Source organism: Mycobacterium sp. smrl_JER01, from assembly GCF_048513595.2.
Classification (GTDB): Bacteria; Actinomycetota; Actinomycetes; order Mycobacteriales; family Mycobacteriaceae; genus Mycobacterium.
The window spans coordinates 4,596,192-4,622,939 of sequence record NZ_JBLXXK020000001.1; the positions used below are offsets into that span (position 1 = coordinate 4,596,192).

Annotated in this window: 25 protein-coding genes and 1 tRNA gene; 13 read left to right on the forward strand and 13 right to left on the reverse strand. The window is 68.6% G+C overall.

All coding sequences use genetic code 11. From position 1 onward, the window contains the following. Positions 1 to 20: 20 nt before the first annotated feature. From ACNUDN_RS21475 to ACNUDN_RS21485, 3 genes are all read right to left on the reverse strand, one after another. Entirely contained in the window at positions 21 to 956 is a 936-nt protein-coding gene (locus ACNUDN_RS21475; protein WP_419123776.1) for a nucleoside triphosphate pyrophosphohydrolase, read from the reverse strand. Further along, positions 953 to 4,612, reverse strand: a complete 3,660-nt coding sequence (gene mfd / locus ACNUDN_RS21480) for a transcription-repair coupling factor (protein ID WP_419123777.1) — start codon at positions 4,610 to 4,612, stop codon at positions 953 to 955. Before mfd ends, ACNUDN_RS21475 begins: the two co-directional genes overlap by 4 nt. Before the next feature lie 87 nt (positions 4,613 to 4,699). Beyond that, entirely contained in the window at positions 4,700 to 5,293 is a 594-nt protein-coding gene (locus ACNUDN_RS21485; protein ID WP_419125254.1) for a TetR/AcrR family transcriptional regulator, read from the reverse strand. A 111-nt stretch (positions 5,294 to 5,404) separates the two neighbouring features. Between ACNUDN_RS21485 and ACNUDN_RS21490 the strand changes: the two genes are divergently transcribed. The 11 genes from ACNUDN_RS21490 to pth all read left to right on the forward strand — a co-directional run bounded on the left by ACNUDN_RS21490 (position 5,405) and on the right by pth (position 15,150). Then, entirely contained in the window at positions 5,405 to 6,976 is a 1,572-nt protein-coding gene (locus tag ACNUDN_RS21490; protein WP_419123778.1) for a PucR family transcriptional regulator, read from the forward strand. A 134-nt stretch (positions 6,977 to 7,110) separates the two neighbouring features. Next, positions 7,111 to 8,409 carry an NAD(P)/FAD-dependent oxidoreductase gene (locus ACNUDN_RS21495; protein WP_419123779.1) on the forward strand — a complete coding sequence of 433 codons (1,299 nt, stop codon included), beginning with the start codon at positions 7,111 to 7,113 and terminating at the stop codon, positions 8,407 to 8,409. Between the two features lie 31 nt (positions 8,410 to 8,440). Next, the gene (locus ACNUDN_RS21500) at positions 8,441 to 9,016 is read left to right on the forward strand and encodes a GreA/GreB family elongation factor (protein ID WP_419123780.1); all 576 of its coding nucleotides are present in this window, start codon (positions 8,441 to 8,443) and stop codon (positions 9,014 to 9,016) included. A gap of 40 nt (positions 9,017 to 9,056) precedes the next feature. Next, positions 9,057 to 9,128, forward strand: a tRNA-Gln gene (locus ACNUDN_RS21505). A gap of 134 nt (positions 9,129 to 9,262) precedes the next feature. Continuing rightward, positions 9,263 to 10,729: a bifunctional UDP-N-acetylglucosamine diphosphorylase/glucosamine-1-phosphate N-acetyltransferase GlmU gene (gene glmU, locus ACNUDN_RS21510; RefSeq protein WP_419123781.1), complete on the forward strand. Its 1,467-nt coding sequence runs from the start codon at positions 9,263 to 9,265 to the stop codon at positions 10,727 to 10,729. 103 nt (positions 10,730 to 10,832) lie between these two features. Then, positions 10,833 to 11,813: a ribose-phosphate diphosphokinase gene (locus ACNUDN_RS21515; RefSeq protein WP_419123782.1), complete on the forward strand. Its 981-nt coding sequence runs from the start codon at positions 10,833 to 10,835 to the stop codon at positions 11,811 to 11,813. Positions 11,814 to 11,846: 33 nt separating this feature from the next. After that, a complete protein-coding gene (gene arsC / locus ACNUDN_RS21520) occupies positions 11,847 to 12,185 on the forward strand; it encodes an arsenate reductase (glutaredoxin) (protein ID WP_419123783.1) in 339 nt (112 codons plus the stop codon). Positions 12,186 to 12,223: 38 nt separating this feature from the next. Continuing rightward, the gene (locus tag ACNUDN_RS21525) at positions 12,224 to 12,850 is read left to right on the forward strand and encodes an LpqN/LpqT family lipoprotein (RefSeq protein WP_419123784.1); all 627 of its coding nucleotides are present in this window, start codon (positions 12,224 to 12,226) and stop codon (positions 12,848 to 12,850) included. 37 nt (positions 12,851 to 12,887) lie between these two features. Continuing rightward, positions 12,888 to 13,757, forward strand: a complete 870-nt coding sequence (locus ACNUDN_RS21530; protein WP_419123785.1) for an oxidoreductase — start codon at positions 12,888 to 12,890, stop codon at positions 13,755 to 13,757. Positions 13,758 to 13,911: 154 nt separating this feature from the next. Beyond that, on the forward strand, positions 13,912 to 14,559 hold the full coding sequence (locus ACNUDN_RS21535) for a 50S ribosomal protein L25/general stress protein Ctc (protein WP_419123786.1): 648 nt from the start codon (positions 13,912 to 13,914) through the stop codon (positions 14,557 to 14,559). 12 nt (positions 14,560 to 14,571) lie between these two features. After that, entirely contained in the window at positions 14,572 to 15,150 is a 579-nt protein-coding gene (gene pth, locus ACNUDN_RS21540; RefSeq protein WP_419123787.1) for an aminoacyl-tRNA hydrolase, read from the forward strand. A gap of 12 nt (positions 15,151 to 15,162) precedes the next feature. On the opposite strand, the gene ACNUDN_RS21545 is transcribed toward pth, so the two are convergent. The 9 genes from ACNUDN_RS21545 to ACNUDN_RS21585 all read right to left on the reverse strand — a co-directional run bounded on the left by ACNUDN_RS21545 (position 15,163) and on the right by ACNUDN_RS21585 (position 24,090). Continuing rightward, positions 15,163 to 16,194 (reverse strand): 4Fe-4S binding protein, encoded by a 1,032-nt coding sequence (locus ACNUDN_RS21545; RefSeq protein WP_419123788.1) that lies wholly within the window; start codon positions 16,192 to 16,194, stop codon positions 15,163 to 15,165. A gap of 102 nt (positions 16,195 to 16,296) precedes the next feature. Next, positions 16,297 to 16,530 (reverse strand): hypothetical protein, encoded by a 234-nt coding sequence (locus tag ACNUDN_RS21550; RefSeq protein WP_419123789.1) that lies wholly within the window; start codon positions 16,528 to 16,530, stop codon positions 16,297 to 16,299. Between the two features lie 34 nt (positions 16,531 to 16,564). Continuing rightward, on the reverse strand, positions 16,565 to 17,002 hold the full coding sequence (locus tag ACNUDN_RS21555; protein WP_419123790.1) for a hypothetical protein: 438 nt from the start codon (positions 17,000 to 17,002) through the stop codon (positions 16,565 to 16,567). A 131-nt stretch (positions 17,003 to 17,133) separates the two neighbouring features. Beyond that, positions 17,134 to 17,988 (reverse strand): ABC transporter permease, encoded by an 855-nt coding sequence (locus ACNUDN_RS21560; RefSeq protein ID WP_419123791.1) that lies wholly within the window; start codon positions 17,986 to 17,988, stop codon positions 17,134 to 17,136. Then, the gene (locus ACNUDN_RS21565) at positions 17,985 to 18,938 is read right to left on the reverse strand and encodes an ATP-binding cassette domain-containing protein (protein WP_419123792.1); all 954 of its coding nucleotides are present in this window, start codon (positions 18,936 to 18,938) and stop codon (positions 17,985 to 17,987) included. The genes ACNUDN_RS21560 and ACNUDN_RS21565 overlap by 4 nt, the downstream gene beginning before the upstream one ends. Positions 18,939 to 19,122: 184 nt before the next feature. Beyond that, complete coding sequence (locus ACNUDN_RS21570) at positions 19,123 to 20,757, reverse strand: fatty acyl-AMP ligase (protein ID WP_419123793.1); 1,635 nt, start codon at positions 20,755 to 20,757, stop codon at positions 19,123 to 19,125. Between the two features lie 332 nt (positions 20,758 to 21,089). Next, positions 21,090 to 22,058: a 4-(cytidine 5'-diphospho)-2-C-methyl-D-erythritol kinase gene (locus tag ACNUDN_RS21575; protein ID WP_419123794.1), complete on the reverse strand. Its 969-nt coding sequence runs from the start codon at positions 22,056 to 22,058 to the stop codon at positions 21,090 to 21,092. A gap of 131 nt (positions 22,059 to 22,189) precedes the next feature. Beyond that, complete coding sequence (gene rsmA, locus ACNUDN_RS21580) at positions 22,190 to 23,137, reverse strand: 16S rRNA (adenine(1518)-N(6)/adenine(1519)-N(6))-dimethyltransferase RsmA (RefSeq protein ID WP_419123795.1); 948 nt, start codon at positions 23,135 to 23,137, stop codon at positions 22,190 to 22,192. Continuing rightward, the gene (locus ACNUDN_RS21585) at positions 23,134 to 24,090 is read right to left on the reverse strand and encodes a resuscitation-promoting factor (protein WP_419123796.1); all 957 of its coding nucleotides are present in this window, start codon (positions 24,088 to 24,090) and stop codon (positions 23,134 to 23,136) included. The genes rsmA and ACNUDN_RS21585 overlap by 4 nt, the downstream gene beginning before the upstream one ends. Here ACNUDN_RS21585 and ACNUDN_RS21590 point away from each other — a divergent pair. Beyond that, positions 24,080 to 24,241: a hypothetical protein gene (locus tag ACNUDN_RS21590; RefSeq protein ID WP_419123797.1), complete on the forward strand. Its 162-nt coding sequence runs from the start codon at positions 24,080 to 24,082 to the stop codon at positions 24,239 to 24,241. The genes ACNUDN_RS21585 and ACNUDN_RS21590 overlap by 11 nt on opposite strands. A 102-nt stretch (positions 24,242 to 24,343) precedes the next feature. Here the strand turns inward: ACNUDN_RS21590 and ACNUDN_RS21595 are convergent, their stop codons facing one another. Further along, entirely contained in the window at positions 24,344 to 25,195 is an 852-nt protein-coding gene (locus tag ACNUDN_RS21595; RefSeq protein ID WP_419123798.1) for a TatD family hydrolase, read from the reverse strand. Positions 25,196 to 25,212: 17 nt separating this feature from the next. Here ACNUDN_RS21595 and metG point away from each other — a divergent pair, with 17 nt between their 5' ends. Then, a complete protein-coding gene (gene metG, locus ACNUDN_RS21600) occupies positions 25,213 to 26,748 on the forward strand; it encodes a methionine--tRNA ligase (RefSeq protein ID WP_419123799.1) in 1,536 nt (511 codons plus the stop codon).

The window sequence follows — 26,748 nt, forward strand, 5'->3', positions numbered from 1 at the left end:
GCGCCCGCTGCCGTTCGGCGTCAGGGGCCGGGCCAGTGCCCGCGCCACTCCTCGGGCGGGATCACCCCGTGCGGTCGGTCGTCGAGCTCCTCGGCCACGTCGGCGCTGCGACGCGCGGCGGTCACGGCCCGCTCGGCGACCCGCACCTCGTCCATGAACTCCAGCACCGCTGTGCGCAGGGCATTCTCGGCGTCGACGTCGGCTGACACCACCACGGTGGTGATCGAGTCCGGGACCAGATCCGGCGGCACCCCGCCGGCCTCGGCCCGAGCCAGCACCTTCTGCGCCAGCGCCAGTGCGGGCTGTGCGGTCGGAATGTCGTCCATGATCGACTCCCGGGCCGTTCGCTCCAGCGCCTTGCGCTGCTCCCACTGCTCGAGCTGGTCCTCCAACGAGATCGACTCCCCCGCAAGCACTGCCGGCACCCGGTTACCGAGCTTGCGGACCAGCGCATCGGCGACGTCGTCGATGTCGAACGCGTTCTCCGGCGCATCTTCGGCGATGCGGGCGTGGAACAGCACCTGCAGCAGCACATCGCCGAGTTCGTCGCGCAGCTCGGTCAGATCACCACCGTGTACGGCATCGAACAGCTCGTAGGTCTCCTCCAGCAGGTAACGCCGCAATGAATCGTGCGTCTGCTGGCTCTCCCACGGCCCCGCCGTGCGCAGCTTGTCCATCATCGCGACCGCGTCGACCAGACGTTCGCCGGACTGTGCGGCGGGCGCGGCGATGACTCGCTCCCCCGCGGCAATCCGCGCAGCCACGGCGGGATGCGCGGGATCGGAGGACAGCAGGACCTCGGCCTGCTCGCCGTTGTGGACCGGCCGCGCCGCCGGCAGCGACCACGGCACCTTGATCGGCATCTCCTCGGTGTACTGCACGTCACCGGTCAGCAATCTGATCGCCTCGACGGGGACCAGCGAGGGGCGGCGCGGGTCGACCAGGACGACCGTCATGAGCCACCTCCGAACTTGGTTATATCAACTTCCTCGCCCGGATTCCCGACGATGGCCAGCAACAATCCCGCCACGAACGCGACTAGCTCCAGGTCGCGGATCCTCGGGGCGCCCACACCGCTGCCCGCCCGCGGGACCGGAACCTGCACGGTGGAGGTGGTGGCCCGGTAATTCGCCCCCGAGTAGAGCCGCTTGAGCCGCAGCTGCGCCGAATCCGGCAGGGTCAGCGGCGACACCCGCAGCGTGGTCGCGGAGGTGGCACCGATCTCGGTGATGCCGTGGGCGCGTGCCAGCAGCCGCAACCGTGCGACCGCGACCAGTCGCTGCGCCGGCTCGGGCAGCGGCCCGTACCGGTCGACGAGCTCATCGATCACCGCATCGACGGCGGCGTCGTCGGGGGCGGCGGCCAAGCGGCGGTAGGCCTCCAGCCGGAGCCGGTCGCTGCCGATGTAATCCGGTGGCAGATGCGCGTCGACGGGCAGGTCGATGCGCACATCCTTGGGCTCCTCGGCGGTCGCGACGGTCTTGCCGTCGGCGGCGGCACGATAGGCCTCCACCGCCTCGCCCACCAGCCGCACGTACAGGTCGAAGCCGACGCCGGCGACGTGTCCGGACTGCTCGGCGCCCAGAACGTTTCCGGCGCCGCGGATCTCCAGGTCCTTCATCGCCACCGCCATGCCCGCGCCGAGTTCGTTGTTCTGCGCGATGGTCGCCAGCCGGTCGTAGGCCGTCTCGGTCAGCGGAATCTCGGGGGGGTACAGGAAGTAGGCGTAGCCCCGCTCCCGGGACCGGCCCACCCGGCCGCGCAGCTGGTGCAGCTGCGACAGTCCGAAGGTGTCGGCACGCTCCACGATCAGCGTGTTGGCGTTCGAGATGTCCAGGCCGGTTTCGACGATCGTGGTGCAGACCAGGATGTCGTATTCCCGGTTCCAGAAGCCCTCGACGGTCTTCTCCAGCTGCTCTTCGGGCATCTGCCCGTGCGCGACCACCACCCGGGCCTCGGGCACCAGCTGCCGCACCTTGGCCGCGGCGGAGTCGATGGTGCGCACCCGGTTGTGGATGTAGAACGCCTGCCCGTCGCGCAGCATCTCGCGGCGCAGCGCGGCGGCGACCTGCTTGTCGTCGTGGGGTCCGACATAGGTCAGGACCGGATAACGCTCTTCGGGCGGGGTCAGGATCGTCGACATCTCGCGGATGCCGGCCAGGCTCATCTCCAGGGTGCGCGGAATCGGGGTGGCACTCATCGTGAGCACGTCGACGTGGGTGCGCATCGACTTGATGTGCTCCTTGTGTTCGACACCGAACCGCTGCTCCTCGTCGACGATGACCAGCCCCAGGTCCTTCCAGGTCACCCCGGTCTGGATGAGGCGGTGGGTGCCGATCACGATGTCGACCGAGCCGTCCTTCATCCCCTCCAGCGTGGCCCTGGATTCGGCCGGATCGGTGAACCGGGACAACCCCTTGACCGTGACCGGGAAGCCCGTCATCCGCGCGGTGAACGTCTGCAGGTGCTGATCGGCCAGCAGCGTCGTGGGCACCAGCACCGCGACCTGCTTGCCGTCCTGGACCGCCTTGAACGCCGCCCGCACCGCGATCTCGGTCTTGCCGTACCCGACGTCGCCACAGATGACCCGGTCCATCGGCACGGGCTTCTCCATATCGGATTTGACCTCGGTGATCGCCGTCAGCTGATCGACGGTCTCGGTGAAACCGAACGCGTCCTCCATCTCGGTCTGCCACGGGGTGTCCGGGCCGAACGCATGACCGGGCGAGGCCTGTCTTTTGGCGTACAACGTGACGAGTTCGGCGGCGATCTCGCGAACGGCCCTGCGCGCCTTGGTTTTCGTGTTCGCCCAGTCGCTGCCACCGAGCCGGCTCAGCGTCGGCGCCTCCCCGCCGACGTAGCGCGACAGCTGATCCAGTGAGTCCATCGGCACATAGAGGCGGTCTGACGCTTGCCCACGCTTGCTTGAGGCGTACTCGAGCACCAGGTACTCCCGGCGGGCACCGCCGACCACCCGCTCGGTCATCTCGACGAAACGGCCGATGCCGTGCTGATCGTGGACCACCAGATCGCCTGCGGTCAGCGCCAGCGGGTCGACGACGTTGCGGCGCTTGGCCGCCAGCCGCTTGCCTTCGGTGGCGGCGGCGCGGTTACCGGTCAGATCGGTCTCGGTGATCACCACCAGGTTGGCGCCCGCGATCACCACGCCGTCGTGCAGCGGACCCTTGATGACCCCGACCACCCCCGCGCCGGGCACCTCACCGGGCTCGAGAACCGTTGCCGGCGTGTCTGATTCGGAGAGCTGCTCGACAACGCGCTTACAGGTGCCCGATCCGGGGGTGACCACCACACCGAAGCCGCCGGTGGCGACGTGGGCGCGCAGCATCGCGAAGATCTCGTCGTGGAAGTCCGGGTTGGGCTGCGCCCTACGCGCCGACGGGGCGGGGCGGATGTCGAGGGCGGTGGATTCGCCCGAACCGCTGTCGAGCTGACTCAACGTCCACCACGGGTGGTCTGAATCGCGGGCCGCGGCGTGCGCATCGTCGAAGCCCACGTAACCGGAGGCGCCCAGCGCCTCGATGTCGATGGGCACGTCCCCGCCGACCGCCGCCGTCGACCACGACGCCTCCAGGAACTCGCGACCGGTCTTGATCAGATCCGCCGCCCGGGTGCGGATCTTCTCCGGATCGCACAACAGGATCGACATACCCGGGGGCAGATGGTCGGGCAGGGTGGCGAAAGCCCCGGGCCCGCCCTCGGGTTTGAGCAGCGGCAGCAGTGCCTCCATGCCGTCGACCGGGATTCCTTCGGCGAGCCGGGCCAGCATGTCGGGCACGCTGCCCGGCACGCTGTTCTCCTTGACGGGATGCTCGGCCGACAGCGCAGCGGCACGCTCGCGCACCTCGTCGGTCAGCAGCAGCTCACGGCACGGCACCGCGATCAGCGTGTCGATATCGATCTCGGGGATCGAGCGCTGATCGGCCACCGAGAACATCCGCATCTCGGAGACCTCGTCACCCCAGAACTCGACACGCACCGGGTGCTCGGCGGTCGGCGGGAAGACATCGAGAATGCCTCCGCGGACCGCGAATTCACCGCGCTTGCCGACCATGTCCACCCGGGTGTACGCCAGGTCGACCAACCGCGCGATCACCGAATCGAAATCCGCCTCGCCGCCCACCGTCAGCGTCAGCGGTTCCACCTCGGCCAGATCCGGAGCCATCGGCTGCAACAGCGAGCGTGCGGTCGTCACCACGATCCGCAGCGGCGGACCCAGGCGGGCGTCATCGGGGTGGGCGAGCCGACGGAGCAGCATCATGCGCGCCCCGACGGTGTCGACGCCGGGCGAGAGCCGCTCGTGCGGCAACGTCTCCCAGGACGGGAACAGAGCCACCGCAGCGCCGAAGACACCCTGGAGCTCGGCGGTCAGATCATCGGCCTCCCGGCCGGTGGCGGTGACCACCAGCAGCTGACCGGTCTGCGCCAGCGCGGACGCCACGAAGACCCGGGCGCTGGCCGGGCCGACGAGCTGGAGATCAGCGGACCGGTCACCGGCGCGGCGCGCAATCTCCTGCAACGAAGGATCACGCAACGCGAGGTCGACGAGGCCCGCGATCGGGGTGTGGACATGGAGGGTCCCCGATACGGTCATGATCGCTCCATCCTAAGCGGCGCCGCGAAACGAACCCCCACCACGGTGCCGCGCATTCCCGGCAACCTGCCGCCGAAGTACGGGCAGCTATTCTTCGTGCAGCACCGGGTCCGATTCCAGGTGCGTCAGGCCGTTCCAGCACAGGTTCACCAGATGCGCGGCGACCACTTCCTTCTTGGGCTCGCGCACGTCGAGCCACCACTGCGCCGCCATCGAGACCGACCCGACCAGCGCCTGGGCATACAGCGGCGCCAGATCGGGGTCGAGCCCGCGGCGGGAGAAATCACCGGCGAGGATGGAGGCGACCTGACTGACGGCGTCGTTGAGCAACGTCGAGTAGGTGCCCGAGGTGATGCTGGCCGGTGAGTCGCGGATCAGGATGCGGAAGCCGTCGGTGTGCTCCTCGACATAGGTCAGCAGAGCCAGCGCGACCCGTTCCACCCGCACCCGGGACCGGTTGACGGCCAGCGACGACGTGATGCCGTCCAGCAGCGCCGACATCTCCCGGTCGACGACAACCGCGTACAACCCTTCCTTACCGCCGAAGTGTTCGTAGACGACGGGTTTGGACACATTGGCGCGCAGCGCGATCTCCTCGATCGAGGTCCCGTCGAAACCCCGCTCGGCGAACAGCGACTTGGCGATCTCGATCAGTTGCTGACGCCGCTCGGTGCCGGTCATCCGCGCGCGCGGGGCCCGCGCGTGCACATCGGCACCGGCGAGCTTGTCGGGCACAGCCACGGTCTCAGGGTAGACCGTGCCCGGCCCCGCTCCCGGCGTAGCGTCGACGTCGTGATCACGCTGGATCGGCTGATCAACGTCCTCGGCGGCTACGGCGCGCGCTGGCTCGGCGGTTCGGCGGAGCGGCGGACCGAACTGCGCAGCGTCGTGCTGCCCGAGGTCGTCGACGGCCGCACGGTGTCGGGCGACGTGCTGCTCGCCGTGGGCGCCACCTCCCAGGGCCAGGCCGTGCAATGGGCACGTGCCGCACACGCCGTCGTCGTGCTCACCCGCGGTGACGGCACGACCGCCGAGCCGGATACCGACGGGGTCGCCGTTGTCGTCATCGATTCGGCGATGCCGTGGAGCGAGTTCGCCGCCATCGTCTACGGCCTGGTCATGGAGGGGCGCGAAACCGAGTCGGGTCGCGGCCCCACCGATCTGTTCGCGCTCGCCGACAGCCTGTCCGGGGCGGTGGGCGGCGCGGTGGTCATCGAGGACCGGGCGTCGCAGGTATTGGCATTCTCCCGCGGACAACAGGACGCCGACCCGGGGCGAGCGGCGACGATCCTGGCCCGCCAGGCACCACCGCAACTACGGGCGGCGTTCCAGGAGCACGGGGTGTTCGCCCACCTGGCGGTGTCCGACGATCCGGTCTTCGTGCCGGGCGACCCGGACATCGGTCTCACCGGCCGCATGGTGGTGGCGGCCCGCGCCGGCCGGGAACTGCTGGGATCGGTGTGGGTCGCGGTGTCCGATCCGTTGACCGGCGACCGCCGCCGGGCGCTGGCCGACGGGGCGCACACCGTCGCCCTGCACCTGTTGCGCTCGCGGGCCAGCGCCGACCTGGAACGGCAAGTGGAGTCCGAGCTGGTGATCCGGCTGCTGGAGAGTCCGGCCGACGCGGCGACCGTGGCCAGCCGGCTCGGACTTCCGCCCGCCGCGCTGCGGGTCATCGCACTGCGCGCCCGTGCCGGCGCCGGCAATGTCACCGGCGGTGTCACCAGCAATGTCACCAGCGGTGTCACCAGCAGTGGGGGCGGCAGGCATTCGGCGCTGCTGCAGATGTTCGAACGCGCGACGGCCGGCTTCGGCTGGTCCCGTCCGTCGCGCAGCGCGCTGGCCGACACCACCGTCTACACGGTGCTGGCGGCCGAGGCGGCGGCCGTCGCGCGGGACTGGGTCGACGCGCTGATCGCCGCACTGCCCGCACAGCTTGCGGTGCAGGCCGGCATCAGCGCACCCGCCGCCGCGACCGAGCTCGCCGCGGCCCGCGCGGAAGCCGACGAGTGTCTGGCACTGCAGGAGGGCACCGCGGTCGCCACCCCGCCGGCCTATGACGAGTCGTGGGACGACCTGCTGTTGCGGCGGCTGAAGACTGCCGCCGCCTCCGGCCGTACCCCGCACCGCGGTGCCGTCGCCGCGCTGCGCGACCACGACGCCATCCACCGCAGCGCATACGTGCCGACGCTGCAGGCGTGGCTCCAGGAACACGGCGATCCGGGCCGCACCGCCGCGCGACTCGGCGTGCACGAGAACACCGTGCGGTACCGGATGCGGCGGATGGCCGAGCTCACCGAGCTGGACCTCGACGACGCCCGTAAGCGTTTCGCGCTGATGATCGAACTCGCCGTCCTCGACTGAACCTCGCCCACACACGCCCCAACCTTGTGTTTTCCCGACAATCAGCCCCGCGCGAGTTGTCGGGCGACAACAACGCCTCCGGTGCGCCGGTGCCCGACCATGGAGTCGTCAGCACCGAAACGGGAGGTCATGCGATGTCCGGCGGCTCAGGGATGGACGGCGGTCCCCGGTCTGTCATCGTCGTCGGCGCCGGCATCGTCGGTCTGTCCACCGCCTGGTTCCTGCAGGAACGCGGTGTCGACGTCACCGTCATCGACCGCAGCGGCGTCGCGGCGGGTGCCTCGTGGGGTAATGCCGGCTGGGTGTCGCCGGCTCTGACCGCCCCGCTGAACTCACCATCGGTGCTGCGCGAGGGGTTGCGCGCGATGGCCGACCCCGCGGCGCCGCTGCACATCCCGGTCCGCGCCGACGCCGCGCTGGCCCGGTTTCTGCTGCGCTTCGCCGCGCACTGCCGCCCGGGCGCGTGGCGACAAGCGGTCCAGGCGAACGCGGCACTCAACGAGGAGGCCATCGAAACGTTCGACGTGCTGGTCGCCAACGGCGTCGACGCCCCGGTGACCGACACCTCGCTGGCCGTCGCCTTCCGCGACGGCGGCCGGGCCGACCGGTTCCGCACCGAACTCGACCAGCTGCCGCCGGGAAGTCGGCCGCCCCATGTCGAAGTACTCACCGGCCGGGCGTTGCGCCTGCAGGTGCCGCTGGCGTCGGCGCAGGTGGCAGCGATCGTCAATGTCTCTGATCAGCGCTTCGTCGATCCCGGACGTTTCACCCATGCGTTGGCGCAGTCGGTCACCGAACGCGGCGCCACCCTGCGCACCGGCAAGGTGTGCACGGTGTCGGGCACCGGCGCGGATGCGACGGTCGAGCTGCGGACCGGAGAAGCTGTCCGCGCCGGGGCCGTGGTACTGGCCACCGGGGCCTGGCTGCCGGCACTCACCGGCGGCAGGGTCCGGGTCGGCCTGCAGGCCGGGCGCGGGTACTCGTTCACCGTGCCGGTCGATCGTCCGGTGCCGGGCCCGATCTACCTGCCGGAAGCCCGGGTCGCGTGCACGCCGTACCGGAATGGCCTGCGGGTGGCCGGCACCATGGAGTTCCGCCGCCCCTCCGAGCCCCTGGCCGAGCGCCGAGTCGAGGCGATCGTCGCATCGGCCACCCCGCTGCTGGACGCCGTGCGCTGGGAGCAACGCACCGATGCCTGGGTCGGTCCGCGGCCGGTCACCGACGACGGGATGCCCCTGATCGGTCAGCTCGCCGCCGGTGTGTACGCCGCCGGCGGACACGGCATGTGGGGCCTGGCGCACGGCCCCGCGACGGGTCGCCTGCTCGCCGAACAGATCGTCACCGGCAAGCAGCCCGAAGCCAGCCGGCCATTCGACCCGTTGCGCGGGCGAGGACGCGCAGCGCGCTCCGAGCAGCTGACCCTTCCCCTCTGACGAGGGTTCCCCGGTCGTCAGGGGCGGCGCGATGTGTCCCGCCCCTGACGACGATCACCGCACACCGGTGGACCCCGAACTCCGGGTGATCGCCGCCATCAGTAAGGAACCGACCATGTACACCGCCGAACACATCTGGATGACCCCGCAGACGCGCGCAGGCCTGGAGCAGGAGCTGGCAGCGCTGCTGGCCCTCCCACCCCCCGCGGGCGCCGACGACACCGAACGTGCCGACCAGGTGGTGGACGCCTGGGTGGCACGCAAGGAACGCATCCGGCAGATCCACGAACTGCTCAGCAGAGCAGATCTCTCGGCCAACCCCGCCGACGACGGGATCGCCGAGCCGGGCATGGTGCTCACCGTGCGGTTCGACGATGACTTCGACAATGACGATGACACCGAGACATTCCTGCTGGGCACCCGTGGCACCGCCGACGAGGAGCTGCAGGTCTACACCGTGCACTCGCCGCTGGGCAGCGCGCTGCTGGGCGCCGTGCCCGGTGATCGGCGCAGCTTCCGGTTGCCCGACGGCAGCTCCCAGCAGGTGACGTTGCTGGCGGCCACACCGTTCGGTACGCACCGGTCCGGCAGGCTCGCGCGCCAGTGAACCCGCCCCGGTGGGTGCACTAGAGTCTCTGGGTGATCGGTCCGTCGTGGTGTAATCGGCAGCACCTCTGATTTTGGTTCAGATAGTTCAGGTTCGAGTCCTGGCGACGGAGCAGCACAGTCGGGGCAGCACAGTCGGGGCAGCACCGTCGGGGCAGCACACGAGGCTTGCCGATCGGGCGCTCGGAACGGCCCGCACCAGACCGGGCAGCGCGACGCTCTTCGCGCAGCGAGCGGAAGGACATCCATGCGTGACGCCGCGGTCCTGATCCTGGCGGCAGGTGCCGGTACCCGGATGAAGTCCGACACCCCGAAGGTGCTGCACACCTTGGCCGGCCGCAGCATGCTGGCGCACGCGGTGCGCTCGGTATCGGCCATCGAACCCCGACATCTGGTGGTCGTGGTGGGCAGCGACCGCGACCGGGTGGCGCCGGCGGCGCTGGAGATCGGAAAGGCGCTCGACCGCGACATCCTCATCGCCGTCCAGGAGGAGCAGCGCGGGACCGGCGATGCCGTGGTCTGCGGGTTGACCGCACTGCCCGAGGACTTCGACGGTGTCGTGGTGGTGACCGCGGGGGACGTGCCGCTGCTGGACGGCGCCACGCTGGCCGAGCTCATTGCCGTCCACACCGCCGGGGCGGCAGCGGCCACCGTGTTGACCACCACGCCGGCCGACCCCACCGGATACGGGCGGATTCTGCGCTCGGAGACCGGGGAGGTGACGGGGATCGTCGAGCAGGCCGACGCCAGCCCGCAGCAGCACGCCATCACCGAGGTGAACGCCGGCGTCTACGCGTTCGACGCCACGACGCTGCGCGCGGCGCTGAGCCGACTCTCGACCGACAACGCCCAGGGCGAGCTGTACCTGACCGACGTCATCGCCATCGCGCGCTCCGGCGGCGCACGGGTGCGTGCCGCCCACGTCGAAGACACCGCGCTGGTCGCGGGCATCAATGACCGGGTCCAGCTCGCCGAACTGGCGGCGGTGCTCAACCGGCGCATCGTGGCTGCACACCAGCGCAACGGCGTCACGATCGTCGACCCCGCATCGACGTGGATCGACCTCGACGTCACCATCGGCCGCGACACCGTCATCCGGCCCGGAACCCAACTGCTCGGGACGACCGCCATCGGCACCCGCTGCGACGTCGGCCCGGACACCACGCTCACCTCGGTCACCGTCGGCGACGGCGCTCAAGTGGTGCGCACCCACGGCTCTTCGTCGGTGATCGGCGACGACGCCGTCGTCGGCCCGTTCACCTACCTGCGTCCCGGCACCGTGCTCGGTGCGGTCGGCAAACTCGGCGCGTTCGTCGAGACCAAGAACGCCACCATCGGCGCCGGCACCAAGGTGCCCCACCTGACGTATGTCGGCGACGCCGACATCGGTGCGCACAGCAACATCGGCGCCTCCAGTGTGTTCGTGAACTACGACGGAGAAACCAAGAGCCGCACCACGATCGGCTCACATGTGCGCACCGGGTCGGACACCATGTTCGTTGCACCGGTGACCGTCGGGGACGGCGCCTACACCGGCGCGGGCACCGTCGTGCGTGACGACGTCCCGCCCGGCGCGCTGGCCGTCTCGGCCGGCCCGCAGCGCAACATCGAAGGATGGGTGGCACGCAAGCGGCCGGGTAGCGCGGCCGCCAAAGCCGCCGAGGCCGCCGCCGAGCGCTCGGGACCCCACGGCACCGAAGCTACCGACCGGTAGCGTCCGGTCGCCGTTTGTTGGCATTCTGGTAACCCGCCAGCGCAGGCGCTTTTGCGCTCCGTACGATGGCCCCGTATCGACCGCCGACGCCGAGGGCAGCCCCGTGAGCCACGACTGGACCGACAACCGCAAGAACCTGATGCTCTTCTCGGGTCGCGCGCATCCTGAATTGGCCGAACAGGTCGCCAAGGAACTCGACGTCGCGGTCACCGCGCAGACCGCCAGGGACTTCGCCAACGGAGAGATCTTCGTCCGCTTCGACGAATCCGTGCGGGGTTGCGATGCATTCGTGCTGCAGAGCCATCCGTGGCCGCTGAACAAATGGCTGATGGAGCAGCTGCTCATGATCGATGCGCTCAAGCGCGGCAGCGCCAAGCGGATCACCGCGATCGTGCCGTTCTACCCCTACGCCCGCCAGGACAAGAAGCACCGCGGCCGCGAACCGATCTCCGCCCGCCTGGTCGCCGACCTGCTCAAGACCGCGGGCGCCGACCGGATCGTGACCGTCGACCTGCACACCGATCAGATCCAGGGCTTCTTCGACGGCCCGGTCGACCATATGCGGGCGCAGAAACTGCTGACCGGTTACATCGCCGACAACTATGCCGACCACGACATGGTGGTCGTCTCCCCCGACTCGGGCCGGGTGCGCGTCGCCGAGAAGTGGGCCGACTCCCTCGGCGGTGTGCCGCTGGCCTTCATCCACAAGACGCGTGATCCGCTGGTGCCCAACCAGGTCAAGTCGAACCGTGTCGTCGGTGACGTCAAGGGCAGGACCTGCATCCTGACCGACGACATGATCGACACCGGTGGCACCATCGCCGGGGCAGTCCGGCTGCTCAAAGAGGACGGTGCCGCCGACGTCGTCATCGCCGCGACCCACGGCGTGCTCTCCGACCCGGCTCGCGAGAGGTTGGCCGATTCCGGAGCCCGCGAGGTCATCGTCACCAACACGCTGCCGATCGGCGAGGACAAGATGTTCCCGCAGCTGACCGTGCTCTCGATCGCCCCGCTGCTGGCCAACACCATTCGCGCGGTGTTCGAGAACGGTTCCGTGACAGGACTGTTCGACGGATCTGCCTGACGCCGTCCGGCCCTTGAGCGAGGAGAGCAGACAGTGGCGCGGATCTATCACAACCCGAGATGCACGACGTCGCGCAAGACGCTGGAACTGTTGCGCGACAACGGCGCCGAGCCAGAGGTCGTGCTCTACCTCAAAAACCCGCCGTCGCGGGCTGAACTGGTCGAGATGATCCACGACGCGGGGATCGACGTCCGCGCGGCCGTGCGCAAGCGTGAGTCGCTCTACGCCGAGCTCGGGCTGGCCTCGGCATCCGACGACGAGCTGCTCGACGCGATGGCCGAGCATCCGATTCTGATCGAGCGCCCGTTCGTCGTCACCGCGAAGGGCACCCGGCTGGCACGGCCGATCGACGCCGTCCGAGAGATTCTGTGAGGGTCCGGCGCCGACGGGCAGCTCCGGCTCTGGCGGCCGTGACTGCGCTGACGGTAGCCGGGTGTGCCACCGAAACCCCTGACTATCAGGCGATCTGGTCGACGACCAGCGCCACCTCGGCGGCACCCACCGCCGAACCGGACACCGCACCGATGACGATCGCGGCATACCTCGAACAGTCCGGTGTGGTCGGGCAGCCCGTGGCCCCCGACATGTTGACCGACCTGACGGTCTCGATGCCGACACCTCCCGGCTGGCAGCCCTACCAGAACTCGAACCTGGCGCCGGGCACCCGGATGATCGCCAAGGGCGACACCTATCCGACCGCGATGCTGATGGTGTTCGAACTCGAGGGAGACTTCGACGTCGCCCAGGCCCTCACGCACGCCGATGTGGACGCCCGGATGTCGGAGGGATTCCGGGAACTCAACTCCTCGACCGAGAACTTCAACAATTTCCCGTCGTCGATGATCGAAGGCAGCTACGACCTCAACGGGACCCGGATGCACAGCTACAACCGCATCGTCATCGCCACCGGAGCGGCGCCGGCTCGACAGCGCTACCTGGTGCAGTTCACCGTCACCGGTTTCGCCGACCAGGCCGCCCAGGACGGACCCGATGTGGAAGCGGTCATCCGGGGTCTGACGGTCGCGCTGCCCCGCTGAGCGGTCGGCAAACCCACCGAAACTAGGGTGGGGAGCCATGAGTGACTGGACCGCTGCCGACCTGCCCTCCTTCGCCGGGCGCACCGTCATCGTGACCGGCGCCAACAGCGGCTTGGGTCTGGTGACCGCACGTGAACTGGCCCGGGTGGGCGCCACCACCATCCTCGCCGTGCGCGATCTGGGCAAAGGCACCGCTGCGGCGGCGGACATGGCCGGTGACGTGCAGGTGCGCCGGCTCGACCTGCAGGACCTCGCCTCGGTGCGGGCGTTCGCCGACGGTATCGACCGTGTCGACGTACTGGTGAACAACGCGGGGATCATGGCGGTGCCCTATGCGCTGACCGTCGACGGGTTCGAAAGTCAGATCGGCACCAACCACCTCGGTCACTTCGCGCTGACGAACCTGCTGCTGCCCAAACTGACCGACCGGGTGGTCACCGTGTCGTCGATGATGCACCTGCTCGGGTACGTCAGCCTCAAAGACCTGAACTGGAAGTCCCGTCCGTACCTGGCGTGGCCCGCCTACGGTCAGTCCAAACTGGCGAATCTGCTGTTCACCAGCGCACTGCAGGTCAAGCTGCGGGCCGCCGGATCACCGGTGCGGGCACTGGCGGCGCACCCCGGGTACTCCGCCACCAATCTGCAGGGCAACACCGGCAACCGCGTCGGCACCCGGATCTGGGACACCGGCAACCGCCTGGTGGCCTCCGACTCGGACTTCGGCGCCCGCCAGACGCTGTACGCGGCGTCGCAGGATCTGCCCGGTGACAGTTTCATCGGGCCCAAGTTCTCGATGTGGGGGCCGACCACGCAGCACTGGCGCAGCCCGCTGGCCCGCAACCAGGCGAAGGCCGCCGGGCTGTGGACGCTGTCCGAACAGCTCACCGGGACCGAATTTCCGCTCTGACCATGGCTTGCGCTACCCTCGGTGTCGCGTCACGGCGAGGGTGGCCCGTATTGCGCATAGTGCGCAGGGCCGCCGTTATCGACGGGAACCCGCATTCGAATGGTTGCGACCCTGGCCGTGCCCGACACCGACCACCGGCACAGGAGCACACATCATGGCCAAGAACGCCCCCAACAACCTCGTCGCGCAGGTCCGCACCGCCACCGGCAAGGGCGCGTCGCGGCGCGCACGCCGTGAAGGCTTGGTGCCCGTCGTGCTCTACGGCCACGGGACCGACCCGCAGCACCTGGAGCTCAACGGCCACGATTTCGCCGCGGTGCTGCGCAATGTCGGCACCAACGCCGTGCTGACCCTCGACATCGACGGCACCGAAGCGCTGGCGCTGACCAAGGCCATCGAGATCCACCCGATCCGCCGGAACATCCAGCATGCCGATCTGCTCGTGGTGCGCCGCGGCGAGAAGGTGACCGTGGATGTCACCATCGTCGTCGAGGGTGACGCCGCTCCCGGCACGCTGGTCACCCAGGACGCCAACACCCTCGAGATCGAGGCCGACGTCCAGTCCATCCCCGAGCAGTTCACCGTCTCGGTGGAGGGCGCCGGGGAAGGCACCCAGATCCTGGCCCGCGATGTCGAGCTGCCCTCCGGTGTGACGCTGATCTCCGATCCGGAGACCCTGGTCGTCAACGTCGTCGAGGCCCCGTCGGCTGAGGAGTTGGAGTCCGAGGGTGGCGGTGCCACGGCCGAGGCCGAGGCGGAGCCCGCCGAGGGCGAAGGCACCTCCGAGTCCGAGTCCGAGTAGGCAGACCGCTTCATGGCCGAACCGGTGCTCGTGGTCGGCCTGGGCAACCCGGGACCGAACTATGCGACGACCCGGCACAATCTCGGCTTCATGGTCGTCGATGTCCTGGCCGACCGGATGGGCGAGTCGTTTAAGGTGCACAAGAAGTCCGGTGCCGAAGTGGCCACCGGGCGGCTTGCCAGCCGCTCGGTGGTGCTGGCAAAACCGCGGGTGTACATGAACGAATCCGGGCGCCAGGTGGGTCCATTGGCCAAGTTCTACTCGGTCGCACCGGCAGACGTGGTGGTCGTCCACGACGAACTCGACATCGATTTCGGCCGCATCCGCCTCAAGGGTGGCGGCGGGGTGGCCGGCCACAACGGGCTTCGTTCGGTGTCTTCGGCGTTGGGCAGCAACGATTTTCACCGTGTCCGGGTGGGTATCGGTCGGCCTCCCGGCCACAAGTCCGGTGCCGCCTTCGTGCTGGAGAACTTCAACAGCGTCGAGCGCAAAGAGGTTCCCACCATCGTCGAACAGGCCGCCGATGCGACCGAGTTGTTGATCGCGAACGGCCTGGAGCCCGCGCAGAACACCGTCCACGCCTGGAGTTGACCGGCGCCGGCTTCAGATGCCGGTGATGCCGCTGCCGACCCGCTTCACCGGCTTGTGCGGGTAGCGCTTGGTGGCGTACGCCTCGGCATCCGAGCCGGGCAGCACGTACAGGGTCTCCCGCTTGTCCTGGAGCGGCTTGAGGACCAGGTCCATGAAGCCTTTGCGGTCATCGAGGTAGGGCTCGATGACCTCCTCCCCCGCCGGGCACACCGCAAGGCAGTAGGCCGCCTTGTAGTTCGCCTTGTACGACAAGCTCTGCCACATCGACGCGTTCTCCGAATCGCTGACCCGGGAACGGAACTCGGCAGCGTCGGAACTGTCGGCGACGGTCTGCACCCAATCGGTGAAACCCCCCATGAACTCGCGGTAGTTGTGCGTGGAGCAGGCGAAGAAGTCGAAGTCGCCGGTCTTCTTGATCGCCCCGACGGGGCAGGCTGCGACACAGAGTTTGCACTCCAGGCACGGCGAATAATCAAGCGGCCGACCGTAACTGCTGATCGGCGCCGCGACGATGACGGTGCCCAGCAGGATGAAGTTGCCGAACTTGGGATGGATGACGTTGCGGTGGATGCCCATGACGCCGAGTCCGCCGGCCACCGCGACGGGTTTGTGCGCGACCACCCAGATCCGGCCCGGGAACCGGTCCATCTCCATCGGGAACGCCATCGCCGGGTTGATCGCCCGGTATCCGGAGTCCTGCAGCACGCGGGTGATGCGGTGGGCGGCTTCGTTCATCAGCTCGCCACCTCGGTGGAATTCCTGATTGGCCACGCTGCGCGCGGTCGAGCGCACATTGTCGCGGTTCATCTTCACCACCAGCGAGATGTAGCTGTGCGCGCCGGGTAGCGCCGCCTCCACATACTCGCGTTCGGAGACCAGATCGGGGTTGTCGACGCCGACAAAGGCGACGTCGTCGACCCCGGCGTCCAGGCAGGCCTGGCGCAGCCAGTCGGCGTCGATGACCCCGGACTCGGTGCGAGTGCGTGACCGCACCGCACGCACCGTCGGATGCTGGGCCAATCGGGGCGGCAGCTTCTCCGTCATGCTGAGTACAGTACACCATACCCAGCTGGGCGGACACCGTCCCCGCAACGATCTCGTCAGGTCAGGATCGTGACCGGTCCGTCACCGGCCGCCCAAACCCGACTACCAGGACAGGATGACTCCGGTCCGATTGTTGCGGGGAATGGTGTCGGCCACGTTGGGCGCGCGCGTTCCCGGTACCGCCTTGATCGACACGCTGCCGTTGGTCTCACACCTGACCAGGCTGCCGGCTTCCTGGCAGGTCGCCTGCGCCGAAGCTGGCGGAGCCGAGACAACCAGCGCCGCAAGCACACTCGTCATCAGCACCACGGTCGGATAGTTCGCGCGACTGGTCATGGTCACCTTCCTTGCTGGACCCCGCTGGAACCGGTCACGGGCAGGACGAAGCGAGGACTCGGGCACCCGGATCCAGCGTGAGGTTGGCCCGTCCGACGTTGCCGAACGCATCCGCACGGGCCGCTTCGACGGTGGGTCCGGCACCACCGGACACGATGCCGCTGCCGTCGTCGGCGCCGACCGATACCACGCAGAAGACGTCGTTGGTCACCTCGTCGCTGCTGCACTGCTCGGCGCCGGCGTTCTGGCAGACCGAAATCACGGCCGCCGACGCGGCTTCGTTGGTGGGACCTGTCGCCGAGAACCCCATCAGCGTGCCGTCCCGCACTCCGGAACCGACAGCCCTCGACACGACGCCGGTCTCCACCACACCGCCGGGGCCGCCGGCCCACGCGGGTGCAGAGCAGACCGTCGCGGTGATGAGGCCGGCCAGCGGGACCACCACAGCCGCGGCTGCGCGAAGAATCGGCATGTTTCCTCCAACCCGGGGACTGCCAGAGGATTGGAGCATAGGTCAGCCCGGGTGGTGGGGCGGCCGGACCGCGGAATCGGTCAGAAAGATCTGGTCGACCCGGCCGGTCCGGCGGTGCGTGCGCTATCGCATCAGGCTGCGGTGCGGCGCTTATAGGCGTACAACGCGAACGGGGCGAAGACGGCGGTCAACGCCAGTGACCACAAGATCGTCGCCAGCACCGGATGGTGCAGCGGCAACTGTGCGCTCGCGGGCGCCGGCCCGCCATTGCCCCACAGCTCGCGCATGGCCTGAGCCAGCGACGAGACCGGATTCCATTCGGCGATCACCCGCAGCCAACGTGGCATGGGCTCGGTCGGCACGAACGTGTTGGCCAGGAACGTCATCGGGAACAGCGCGGTGAACATCACCCCGTTGACGGCTTCTACGGTGCGCATCAGCGAACCGATGAGGATGCCGAACCAGATGATCGCGAAGCCGAACAACAGCAGCAACGCAAACGCCAGCACCGCCTCGCCGAAGCTGTTACGGATCCGCCAGCCGATCGCCAGCCCGGTCAGCGCCATCACCAGAACGCCCAGCGAGGAGTGGATGACGCTGGCGATGCTGCGACCGATCAACACCGACGACCGCGAGATCGGCAGCGACCGGAAGCGGTCGATGATTCCTTTCTCCACGTCGGCGGTGATCCCGGCGGCCACCACGAACGCCGAGAAGACGATCGTCTGGGCCTGGATACCGGGTAACAGGAACTCGCGGTAGGACGCCCCGCCGGTGTTGGTGATCGATGCGCCGAACACGAACGCGAACAACAGCACGAACATGATCGGCTGCGCGGTGACGTCGCTGAGCATCTCGGGCATCCGTTTGGTGTGGATCATGTTGCGTTTCACCATGATCCATGACTGCTGCGCCAGGTTGGTGGGGCGGATCGGCACCGGGTCCGGCCGGACCGGCGCCTTCGCCTCGATGTCGAGCGCCGTCATGCGTCGATCTCCTCCTCTTCGGTGCGGTGACCGGTGAGCTTCAGGAACACATCGTCGAGGCTGGGCCGGGTGAGTCCGATGTCGTCGACGGTGATGCCACCGTCACGCAACCACCCTGCCACCCGGATCATGTCGTCGAGTCCGTCCGCCGAGGCGGTCACCCGGCGGGCACCGGCGTCGACGAACACCTCGGCCCCGGTCTGGGCCAACATGGTGCGGGCGCGCTCCAGATCGGTCCCGTCGGCGACGGTCACCACCAGGCTGGCCTGACCGGCGCGCTGCTTGAGTTCCCACGGTGAACCCTCGGCGATGACATGGCCGCGATCGATGACCACGATGTTGTCCGCAAGCTGATCGGCCTCTTCGAGGTACTGGGTGGTCAGCAACAGTGTGGTGCCGTGGGCGACCAGGCCGCGCAGCACATCCCACAGTTCGCTACGGCTGCGTGGGTCCAAGCCGGTAGTCGGTTCGTCGAGGAAGAGTACCGGCGGTGAGGCGAGCAGGCTGACCGCGAGGTCCAACCGGCGCCGCATCCCTCCGGAATAGGACTTCACCACTCTGTTGGCCGCATCGGTCAGCGAGAACTGATGCAGCAGTTGATCACCGAGCCTGTCGAGATCCCTGCGCCGGATGCCGTAGAGGCCGCCGATCATCCGGATGTTCTCCCGGCCGGTGAGCAACTCGTCGACGGTGGCCACCTGGCCGGTGAGACCCATGTTGCGGCGGACGTCGTCGGGGTGGGTGCGCACGTCGTACCCGGCCACCCGCGCGGTGCCGCTGGTCGGCTCGGTCAGCGTCGTCATCATCCGCACGGTGGTGGTCTTACCCGCGCCGTTGGGGCCCAGCAGCCCCAGCACCGTACCGGGCGGCACCGAGAAGCTGACACCGGCCACGGCCGTCTCGGTGCCGAACCGCTTGACCAGGTTGATGGCCTCGATCGCCGATTCCATGACCCCGACGGTATAGGCGTGGACCGACATCGAGCCAACCATTAACGCCGACCGCGGGTTCGCCGGCCCCCGAGGGTTCCCGCGTGCCGCTCCCCCGATGGTGAGCGTGCGCAAAGTAGCGCCTCGGCACGGCGTGTCGGTCTTAGACACGCGCGCTCGCGCCGTTTGCGGGGGGTGCGGGAGGTTAGGTGACCAGCGAGACGGAGTTCGAGCGGCGCAGCTTGCCCGACGAGGTCTTGGGAATGCTGCCCGGGCCCAGAACCACGACGTTGCGCGGCCGGACATCGACCTCGGCGACCACCTCGTGGGCCACCTGATGCTCGATGCGACGCACCTCGGCCGGGTCCTGCCAGTTGTTGGACTCGACGGCGACGGCGAACGTCTCACGGGAGTGACCCGCGTCCAGGCGCACCGCCACCGCACAACCCGGGCGCACTCCCTCGACCCGGCCCGCGGCCCGCTCGATGTCGGTCGGATAGATGTTGCGCCCGGCCATGATGATGACGTCCTTGACGCGGCCGCAGACCACGACGTTGCCGTCCTCGGTGAGGTAACCCAGGTCGCCGGTGTCATACCAGCCCTGCTCGTCCTGGGCCGGGATGAAGCCGCCCATGGTCATGTAGCCCGGCGTCACACACTCGCCGCGCAGCTCGATCACGCCCACCCCGCGCGGCGGCATCACATTGCCGTGATCGTCGATCACGCGGGCTTCGAGATCGGTCAACAGCGGGCCGAGTTCGGCCAGGCGCTTGGTGTGTCCCTTGGCCGCCGGGACCGCGCGGCGCAGCGCCGCGAGCAGGTCGGCGTCGACCTCGTCGACGACCAGACCGGCGCCGCACGGCGAGAACGACACCGCCAGCGTCGTCTCGGCCATCCCGTAAGCGGGCAGGATCGCACCCGGGTCCAGCCCGAACGGCTTACCCGCGTCGAGCAGGTCCTCGACGTCGGCGGGCTCCACCGGCTCGGCACCCGACAGGGCGAACCGCAGCGTGGACAGGTCGAACTCGCCCGGCTTGGCCTGCCGGCGCAGCCGCTTGGCAAACAGCGCGTAGGCGAAGTTCGGCGCGGCGGTCATGGTGCCCTTGTACTTGTCGATCAACTTGGCCCACAGCAGGGTGTCGCGCATGAAGTCCATCGGCGTGACCTTGACCAGTTCGGCGCCGAAATACATCGGGATGGTCAGGAATCCGACCATGCCCATGTCGTGGAAGCAGGGCAGCCAGCTGACCATCACGTCTTTGTCGACGTCGTACTGTGCGCCGATGAACATCGCCTCGGCGTTGGAGTAGATGTTGCGGTGGGTGATCTGGACCGCCTTGGGCGATCCGGTCGATCCGGAGGTCAGCTGCATCAGCGCCAGATCGTCCTCGCCGACCTCGATCGGTTCGACGGGTTCGGAGGCCAGCAGCTCGGTCACGGTGAGGACCTTGATGCCCTTTTCCTCGAGCACCGGGATCGCGACCATGAACGGTTCGGAGACGATGACCGCCTTCGCCTCGATCATGCCGATCACGTTCATGGTGTCCTCGGCCCACACCACCAGATCGGTCCGGGGCGTCGGCTGGTGCAGCATCGTCAGGCTGGCGCCGCGCATCCACAGGCCCTGTGCGGTGGGCGCGATCTCGACCGGGAAACCCGCGAGCACCCCGACGGCGTCGCCGCGCCCCACTCCGGCCGCGGCCAGACCACCGGCGATGCGTTTGGCCCGCTCGTGCACCTCACCCCAGGTGTGCCGGACCGGTTCGTAGGGTTCCCCGGTGACCATGCCCCTGCCGGTGGTATGGGCACTGCGGTACATCTTCTCGGTGAATCTGCTCACGACGACCTCCTCGCCGACATCTGCCCCGGTGCACATGCCCGTTTGCCATGCTCCGCCTGATGAGCGCCGTTGTGACGGAGGCGCGCAAACATTTGAGGAGCGGTTGTGTCTCGAATCGGTGATGTTGCGCGAGCACCGCCGATGCAGGTCCGGGTACCAGTCCGCGACCCGCCGGTCATACCGGTGGGGGAACTCGACGCGTCCACTGCTCGACCGCTAGCTCTCACCGTCGATCATCTTAAGCAACTCTTAAGTAACTGCCAAACGAGCGCGCGTATTGAGGCATGTGTCACACCGGATCGTGACCACTCGTTGATGTCCTCATCCGGCGGTCAGCCCGTGGTCGACGAGCTGGGGACCACCCGCGCGCCCTGCACCGGGCCGCTGGCCACCCGCACGGTGCGGCACACCCCCGCGCCGGCCAGTTCGGTGCCGACATCCACCGCGGCGCCCGCCGACGTGCACAGAAAGGCACAGGTCGGACCGGAACCGGACACCACCCCCGCCAACGCGCCGGCCTCCACGCCGACGCGCAGGGTGCGGCGCAGTGTCGAGTCCAGGCTGAGGGCGGCCGGCTGCAGGTCGTTGCCGAGCAGCGGAGCCAGCTGGGCCGGATCGCCGGACGCCAGCGCGGCGACCACCGGCTCGGGCGACTCCAGCCGGGGCGGCAGGGCGCGGCCCTCCTCCACCCGCAGCCGGTCGATCTCGGCGAACACGTCCGCGGTCGACAACCCGCGCGGCGCGAATGCCAGCACCCAGTGAAATGTGTTGCGCGTCAGCACCGTCGCCAGTTCCTCACCGCGGCCGGTGCCCAGCGCGGTGCCGCCGTGCAGCGCGAAGGGGACGTCGCTGCCGAGTTGCGCGGCCAGGACGTGCAGATCGCGCCGGGGCACGCCGAGCTCCCACAGCTCGTTCATCGCCACCAGCACCGCGGCGGCGTCGGCGCTGCCTCCGGCCATACCGCCGGCCACCGGGATGGTCTTCTCGATCGAGATCGCGACGTCCGGGGCGCGACCCACATGAGCGGCCATCAGCTCGGCCGCCCGCCACGCCAGGTTCCGGTCGTCGGTCGGCAGCGAATCGGCACCTTCGCCGGCCACCTCCAGCGACAACACGTCGGCGGTGCGCACGGTCACCTCGTCGAGCAGGGACACCGCATGGAACACGGTGGTCAACTCGTGGTAGCCATCGTCGCGGCGATCGCCCACATCGAGGTACAGGTTGACTTTTCCCGGCACCCGAACCGTGACCGAGCCCGTGGGGACCCACTCGGATGCCGTATTACCGTCGCGCGCGGACACCGCACGACACTAACCAAAAGGAACGACCCCGGCGCACAGCCGGGGTCGTCGGTCGGCTCGAAGGATGCCGATATCGCGTCGGGTACGGTTCGGGCGCGCCGGTGACGGCTCGGAACGAAGTGCCGACGACGTCAGCTCGTGGGAACCTGATCGTCGGTGGCGACCGCGGCGTCGGCGGTCTCGCTGACGTCCGCCGGTGCCGTCTTGGGAACGACGTGCCAGTCCGCCGAGCGCTGCAGCAGCCGGACGAAGTCGTTGATGCTCAACGTCTCGCCCCGGCGCGAGGGGTCGATACTGGCGGCGAGCAGCCGACTGGCCGACTCGTTACCCGAGCCCGCCCATTCGGCGAACGCGTTGCGCGAGGTCTTGCGGCGCTGCGCGAACGCCACATCGATGAGCTCGAAGACCTGCTCGCGGAACTTGGCATCGGTCGGCCATGGCGACGTCTCGTAGCGGTCGATGCGCACCAGACCCGAGTACACCCGCGGGATCGGCCAGAACACCGTCGGCGACACCATTCCGTATCGCCGGACGTTTCCGAAGAACCGCACCTTGGCGCTGGGGACGCCGTATTCCTTGCCGCCCGGCTCGGCGGCCAACCGCTCGGCGACCTCGGCCTGGACCATCACCATCACCGTGCGGATCGACGGGAACTCGGCCAGCAGGTGCAGCAGCGCCGGCACCGCGACGTTGTACGGCAGGTTGGCCACCAGCGCGGTCGGCATCTCGGTCATATCCGACTGCTTGAACGTGAGGATGTCCCGGTTCAGCACGGTCAGCCGGCTCGCCTCGCTGTGCGAGTGCGCCGCGACCGTCGTCGGAAGCTGCTCGGCGAGCACGGGGTCGATCTCCACGGCAGTCACCTTGGCGCCGCGGTCGAGCAGGGCGAGCGTCAGCGAGCCCAGCCCGGGCCCGACCTCGAGCACGTGGTCGGACCGGTTCACACTGGACGCGGACACGATTCTGCGCACGGTGTTGGCGTCGTGCACGAAGTTCTGACCGAATGATTTCCGTGGCCGGAAGTCAATCGACTTAGCCAGATGCCGAATCTCAGTTCGCCCGAGCAGCCGTATGGTCACGACGCACCGATCCTCCCACTACAGGTCGGCCACGCCCCCCAACCCTGGCGCGCCCGAGTTACCTCAGCAATCGCGATCTGCTCTTCTCTTGTTGCCAGATCCGCTCGCTGAGCATACCTCAGACCACCACTGCGCTCCCAGGTGTTTTGATCAAATTGAACGCCACCAAAATAGCCATTGCCGGTATTGATGGCCCAATTACCTCCAGCTTCGCAGCGCGCCAGCGCGTCCCAGGTGCCTCCGTTGGAGACCGGAGGGACCTCGGTGCCCGGTTTGGCACCCACTCTCAGCACACCATCGCGGGCCGGAGCAATCACGACATTGGCTACTGGCAACCTGCCCGTTTCGACACCGTTCACGGTGGCGACGGCGAAAGTCACGTCCTGGACACCGGGATTCCCCGGATCCTCGACGATCTGCCGGCTCATGTTCAGCGTCACATCCTCGATGCGCTGGTTGTTCGGCTCCAGCGGCAGACGCTCGGTGAGCTTGGCGACGCGGACGCGGGTGACCTTGACGACCATGCCATCGGTGACGGGAGCCGACGGTGCCGGAACGACGGTGTCCCTTTGCTGGAGCGGCGCACCGGCGGCGTCCAGCAGGCCCGCGACATTCGGCGCCGCGAGGCGCACCGAGCGCAGCTCGCCGCCGTCGTCAATTTGCACGTTCTTCGGGCTCACGACCGGAAGTGCCATGCCGTCGAGGGGAAGTCGGCTGCCACGCGAGGCCGCCACCGGCGCCTTGTCGGTCATCTGCAGCTGAGCCAGCGCCTCATCCACCGTCGACGCCGTCGTCCATACCTGCTCGGTGCCGCCGCCGTCGGTGGAGATGTCCAGCGGGCGGCTGCGGCGCAGCACGATGGTGTCGGACTGGCCGACGGTGCTCTCCGCGGCGGGATAGAGGTCGTCACGCTCGCCGACCTCGAAACCGTTCTCGGTGACGATGTCGATCACCCGCGACTTCATCGTCGGCACCGACATCGAGACGCCGTCGACGGTCAACGTCACCGTCTTGTGCGAAGACACCGCCGTCGCTCCAGCGAAGATCAGAGCCAGCAAAGTCGCGGCGACGAGCAACCGCAGCAACGGCGAGCGGGTCCGATGAAGTGTGGTCAATGCATTCAAAATGTCGTCTATCCCCGACTTTGGCATAACGGGTGACACCTTCGGCCACCCCGCGTTTGTCACAAGACGGTAACGAAAAGGTCTAGGTCCAGCAACTCGCCAACCCGTACACCCGCTTCGCTGTCGCGAAAGTCTGCTCCGCGACCGCCTCTGCAGGCCGGCCGAGAACGTCGGCCAGCGCCCGCACAGTGTAGGGCAGGCAGTAGGGCTCATTGGGCGCACCGCGGAACGGGTGCGGGGTCAGAAAGGGTGCGTCGGTCTCCACCAGCAGCTGCTCTTCGGGGATCAGAGGCGCGGCTTCACGCAGGTCGCGGGCATTCTTGAAGCTCACCGTGCCGGACAGGCTCAGGACCCAGCCCTCGGCGACGCACGCCCGCGCCATCTGCGTCCCGGAGGAGAAACAGTGGAAGATCACAGTCTCGGGGGCCCCCTCCGCGCGCAGCACGTCCAGAACCGCGGCGTCGGCGTCGCGGTTGTGGATCATCAGCGGCTTGCCGGTGCGTTTGGCCAGGTCGATGTGCCACGCGAACGCGTCCCGCTGCACCGCCGGCTCGGCGCAGCCCTCCAACCGGCCCGGCCAGTACAGATCCAACCCGGTCTCACCGACCGCGACCACGCGGGGGTGCGCGGCGAGCCGCTCGATCACGGTCTGCGCCTCCGGGGTGAGGGCGCCGGCACGGGTCGGGTGCAGCGCCACGGCCGCATACACCCGCGCGTCCCAGTCGGCGGCGCTGGCCGCCCAGCGCGCGGAGTCCAGGTCGTCGGCGATCGTGACGACGGCCTGCACCCCCGCGCCGGCGGCGCGGTCGAGGATTTCGCGTACGTCGTCGGCGTCACGGGCACCACAGGCGTCGAGGTGGGTGTGCGCGTCGATCAGCGGGCCGAGCGACTCCGGGACCGGCGGCGCCTCGCGCTTTGCACTCACGGCCCACACTCTAGGGTGAAGCTCAAATGAGTCAGCCCTACTACATCACGACGGCGATCGACTATCCCAACGGAGCGCCGCACATCGGCCACGCCTACGAGAAGATCGCCACCGACGCCATCGCCCGGTTCAAGCGCCTCGACGGTTTCGACGTGCGGTTCCTGACCGGGACGGACGTGCACGGTCTCAAGATGTCCGAAACCGCCGCCAAACTGGGTGTGCCCACCGCCGAGCTGGCCCGCACCAACTCCGAGGTGTTCCAGCGCATGCAGGAACGTCTCGACGTCTCCTTCGACCGGTTCATCCGCACCAGCGACGCCGACCACTTCCGCGCCTCCGAGGACATCTGGCGGCGCATGAACGACGCTGGCGACATCTATCTGGGCACCTACGCGGGTTGGTACTCGGTGCGCGACGAACGCTTCTTCGCCGAGGACGAGATCGAAGAACGCGACGACGGCAGTCGCGTCGCGATCGAGACCGGCACCCCGGTGACGTGGACCGAGGAGCAGACCTACTTCTTCCGGCTGTCGGCCTACGCCGACAGGTTGCTGGACCACTACCGGAACCATCCCGAATTCATCGCCCCCGACGTGCGGCGCAACGAGGTGGTCAGCTTCGTCTCGGGCGGGCTGCGTGACCTGTCGATCTCTCGGACCACATTCGACTGGGGTGTCCCCGTCCCCGGGCACCCCGACCACGTCATGTACGTCTGGGTGGACGCGCTGACCAACTACCTGACCGGCGTCGGCTTCCCGGACACCGACTCCGAGCTGTTCACCCGCTACTGGCCGGCCGACCTGCACATGATCGGCAAGGACATCATCCGGTTCCACACGGTGTACTGGCCGGCGTTCCTGATGTCGGCCGGCATCGACCTGCCCAGGCAGGTCTTCGCCCACGGCTTCATCAACGTCAAGGGCGAGAAGATGAGCAAGTCGGTGGGCAACGTGATCGACCCGTTGGCGCTCGTCGACGAATTCGGTGTCGACCCGGTGCGGTTCTTCCTGCTGCGGGAGATCCCGTTCGGCCAGGACGGCAGCTACAGCGCGGAGGGGATCGTCGCGCGCATCAACGCCGACCTGGCCAATGAGTTCGGCAATCTCGCCCAGCGCTCGCTGTCGATGGTCGCCAAGAACCTCGACGGCGAGGTCCCCGCGCCCGGTGAGTTCACCGCCGACGATTCGCAGCTGCTCGCCGCCGCCGACGGCCTGCTGGACCGGGTGCGCGCCCACTATGACGCGACGGCGATGCACCTTGCGCTGGAAGCGATCTGGGGCGTGCTCGGCGCGGCCAACCGGTACTTCTCGGCCCAGGAGCCATGGGTGTTGCGCAAAACCGACGCGCAGCGCTTCGCCACCGTGCTCTACACGACGCTGGAGGTGGTCCGGATCGCCGCGCTGCTCAGCCAGCCGGTGATGCCCGGCTCGATGGCCACGCTGCTCGACCTGCTCGGCCAGCCGGCCGAGCGGCGCGGTTTCGACGCCATCGCCACCCGCCTGGCGCCGGGCACCCCGCTGCCCGCGCCGACCGGGGTCTTCCCCCGCTACCAGGCGGACTGA

Bases quoted from the DNA above. Each gene is read 5' to 3' on its own strand.
- ACNUDN_RS21485 (WP_419125254.1), bottom strand. From the start codon at position 5,293: ATGACCGGCACCGAGCGGCGTCAGCAACTGATCGAGATCGCCAAGTCG.
- ACNUDN_RS21550 (WP_419123789.1), bottom strand. From the start codon at position 16,530: ATGACCAGTCGCGCGAACTATCCGACCGTGGTGCTGATGACGAGTGTG.
- ACNUDN_RS21555 (WP_419123790.1), bottom strand. From the start codon at position 17,002: ATGCCGATTCTTCGCGCAGCCGCGGCTGTGGTGGTCCCGCTGGCCGGC.
- ACNUDN_RS21475 (WP_419123776.1), bottom strand. From the start codon at position 956: ATGACGGTCGTCCTGGTCGACCCGCGCCGCCCCTCGCTGGTCCCCGTC.
- ACNUDN_RS21590 (WP_419123797.1), top strand. From the start codon at position 24,080: ATGTCGATCACCCGCGACTTCATCGTCGGCACCGACATCGAGACGCCG.
- mfd (WP_419123777.1), bottom strand. From the start codon at position 4,612: ATGACCGTATCGGGGACCCTCCATGTCCACACCCCGATCGCGGGCCTC.
- ACNUDN_RS21560 (WP_419123791.1), bottom strand. From the start codon at position 17,988: ATGACGGCGCTCGACATCGAGGCGAAGGCGCCGGTCCGGCCGGACCCG.
- pth (WP_419123787.1), top strand. From the start codon at position 14,572: ATGGCCGAACCGGTGCTCGTGGTCGGCCTGGGCAACCCGGGACCGAAC.
- metG (WP_419123799.1), top strand. From the start codon at position 25,213: ATGAGTCAGCCCTACTACATCACGACGGCGATCGACTATCCCAACGGA.
- glmU (WP_419123781.1), top strand. From the start codon at position 9,263: ATGCGTGACGCCGCGGTCCTGATCCTGGCGGCAGGTGCCGGTACCCGG.
- ACNUDN_RS21500 (WP_419123780.1), top strand. From the start codon at position 8,441: ATGTGTCCCGCCCCTGACGACGATCACCGCACACCGGTGGACCCCGAA.
- ACNUDN_RS21545 (WP_419123788.1), bottom strand. From the start codon at position 16,194: ATGACGGAGAAGCTGCCGCCCCGATTGGCCCAGCATCCGACGGTGCGT.
- ACNUDN_RS21530 (WP_419123785.1), top strand. From the start codon at position 12,888: ATGAGTGACTGGACCGCTGCCGACCTGCCCTCCTTCGCCGGGCGCACC.
- ACNUDN_RS21495 (WP_419123779.1), top strand. From the start codon at position 7,111: ATGTCCGGCGGCTCAGGGATGGACGGCGGTCCCCGGTCTGTCATCGTC.
- ACNUDN_RS21535 (WP_419123786.1), top strand. From the start codon at position 13,912: ATGGCCAAGAACGCCCCCAACAACCTCGTCGCGCAGGTCCGCACCGCC.
- ACNUDN_RS21565 (WP_419123792.1), bottom strand. From the start codon at position 18,938: ATGGAATCGGCGATCGAGGCCATCAACCTGGTCAAGCGGTTCGGCACC.